General features: G+C 64.3%; 2 protein-coding genes. One reads left to right on the top strand and one right to left on the bottom strand.

The features are described 5' to 3' along the window. The coding region (locus NW857_RS00130) for a phospholipase D-like domain-containing protein (protein ID WP_414367652.1) at positions 1-1,756 on the bottom strand (1,756 nt) is incomplete at its 3' end. A 121-nt stretch (positions 1,757-1,877) separates the two neighbouring features. On the opposite strand from NW857_RS00130, the gene NW857_RS00125 reads away from it, so the two are divergent. Then, positions 1,878-2,045: a hypothetical protein gene (locus tag NW857_RS00125; RefSeq protein WP_414333977.1), complete on the top strand. Its 168-nt coding sequence runs from the start codon at positions 1,878-1,880 to the stop codon at positions 2,043-2,045. Positions 2,046-2,054 lie beyond the last annotated feature (9 nt).

The raw sequence follows: 2,054 nt of genomic DNA, 5'->3' as shown, positions 1-2,054 counted from the left end.
ACCAGGTGACCCGATCCCGCAGTTGCTCAATCCGGGCCGGGCCGATGCCCTTGACCCGCTGCAGATCTTCCAAGGAGGAGAAGGGGCGGGCCTCGATGATGCGCTGCGCCAGGCCCGGGCCAATGCCGGGCAACTGCTCCAGCTCCGCTGCGGTGGCGGTGTTTAAGTTCACGCGAGAAGATTGCGGGGTAGCCGGCTGGGAAGGGGATCCCCTGTCAGGAACGGAGATCGCCTCGACTTCCAGCAGCTCCGGCTCTGCTTCAGATGGGGAGAGGGCAACGGGGACAGGGCTCGGGCAGAGGCGGGCTCTCTCTTCCGCCTGTTGCTGCAGGCGGCGGCTGGGGCCAAAGCGGGCCTCGGCAAGGAGCCGCTCGAACTCGCGCACAAAGTGATCCGCTACCCGCCCGTTGCGGATGATCAAGAGGTTTTCGTCGTTGAGGTGGTTGGCCGCCACCGACCAATTGTGGGATCCGGTGATCACCGTGGCCTGGGGGGTGCCGGGGTCAACGATGGCGAACTTGTGGTGCAGTTTGTCTCCCGGAGCGAGGTTGGGCACGCCCACAGAGGAGGCGGGCACTGTCCAGGGCAGGCGGGCCGCGTCCACCCGGCAGTTTTCGTCGGGGAGCAGCAGCCCCCACATCTCCAGGGTGCGGCTGTAGTCACGAAAGGCAAAGCCAGGGTCAAACAGGCCGCGAATTTCTACGTTACGCTCCTGGCGCAGTTGCCTGAGCTGGTTGGCAATGCCTGAGTCGGTAAAGACAAACAGAGCCAGATCCACCTGCTGCCGCGCTTGGGCCAGGGTGGCCGCGATGAGGCCGTTGGAGGTGGCCTCATAGGGCAGGGAGCGGCTGGCAGGGGAAAAATGCACCCCCACGATGGCATCGTCAAGGTAAACCGTCTCCAGGGGGCGCCTGAGCTTTTGCACGCCAAAGCGGCTGTCGGGCGATCCCCCTGGCCCATCCCCCCACATGAGGTTGAATTCCTCGGTGTAGATGCGGGCCAGCTCGGGGCTATCGAGCAGCAGTAGGTGATTGGCGTTGCCCACACTGCCGGGGGCATCGAAATCCCCGTGAATATCGGAGAGGGTAAAATTGGCCGACCCGGTCAGCACCCGCTGCCCGTCGATAATCACAAACTTGTGGTGCATCAGGCCGCTGCCCTTGGAGCCGTTGGCGGTGTCATCCAGCCAGGGCACTTGCCCCCCATCGAGCAGGGCATAGACATCCCGGCTGGCGATCTCCTCAGGGGAGAACTGTCCGTCCCGGTTCACATCCACCAGGTGGCGGTACTCTTCGAACTTTTGACGGCTGCGCTCGTCCAGCGCCCCCACTTCGGCAGGGGTGAGCTGGTGCCAGGCCCGCACATAGGTGTTTTCGGTAATCACCCGCACCGGGATCCCGGCCTGCCGCCGCTCGGCTAGGGCTTGGGCAATGAGAGGCAGGTTCAGCTCCTGCACCGCCACATCCACCGACTGCCGGGCAGAGCGAATCTGAGAGATAATCAACTCCTCTAGGTTGTAGCCGTAGCGATAGACCTGGCGATAGGGATCTCGATAGGTGCTCTCGCGGCTTTGGTTGAAGGCCACCCGGATGCGGGGGTGCTGCGGCAGAGGGGCCAGGGTGGGCAGCTCTGGCTCTTGGGGATAAGGTCGGGGTCGGGGGCCCACCCAGTAGCCAATTGCCACCAGGAGCAGCAGCAGGGCAGCCCAGGGCAGCCAACGCCGCAGTTGCCGCCGCCAAGATGGGATCCCGTTCATCATCTCTCCAGACCTCACACCCCCTCAGGATACAAAAACTTCCAGACATCCTTGGCTGGGCCGCAAGTGGTCGTTTCGGGCATCATGGGTAGGGATAGGCAGTTGACGGGGGAGGCGCAGCGTGGAACGGCCTAAGTGGGTGGCTATTGTTACGGGAGCTTTGGCCATTGCCCTGGGGGTGGGCTACTTGCTCCTGGTGCAGCTACTGGACTACCGGGGGGGTGAGTTTCTGCCGGCGCCGCTGGAGCCGCCGGCGGTTTTGGCGGGGATCCCTGGCCGCTTGGGCTGAGGACGCTCT

This window comes from Synechococcus sp. H55.9 (genome assembly GCF_047462355.1).
Classification (GTDB): Bacteria; Cyanobacteriota; Cyanobacteriia; order Thermostichales; family Thermostichaceae; genus Thermostichus.
This window is presented reverse-complemented; position numbering and strand designations above follow the sequence as displayed.